Below are 306 nucleotides of genomic sequence, written 5' to 3'. Positions count from 1 at the left end.
GTTTATCGCTGCCTTTTACCGCACCGCCGTGATCATTGGCGAGGTTAGAAAGGATCTGTAGTAGCCCGGCGGTAATTAGTGCCAGCAGGGCGACCAGCGGATCGAAGTGACCTTGCCACCATGCCAGCGCCGTCCCGACGATAATTGCAGCAAAGGCGAGGGGGAGGGTTTTAGGTCGTAAACTTTCCAGCCACGCCTGAGTTCGGCTAATTTGTTGTTCAGTCATAATACGCGCCAATAAAAATGGGGCCTTTCAGCCCCATCAAACAATGATGAAAATGATTGAACGCGATTATAGGATAAAAC

Annotated in this window: 1 protein-coding gene; it reads right to left on the bottom strand. The window is 50.7% G+C overall.

Going from position 1 to position 306, the window contains the following annotated elements; translation table 11 throughout:
* On the bottom strand, positions 1-226 hold a 226-nt coding region (locus GYB81_RS23825; protein WP_368854863.1), incomplete at its 3' end, for a UbiA prenyltransferase family protein.
* Positions 227-306: the final 80 nt, after the last annotated feature.

It is taken from the genome of Pseudomonas yangonensis, from assembly GCF_009932725.1.
Classification (GTDB): Bacteria; Pseudomonadota; Gammaproteobacteria; order Pseudomonadales; family Pseudomonadaceae; genus Aquipseudomonas; species Aquipseudomonas yangonensis.
This window is presented reverse-complemented; position numbering and strand designations above follow the sequence as displayed.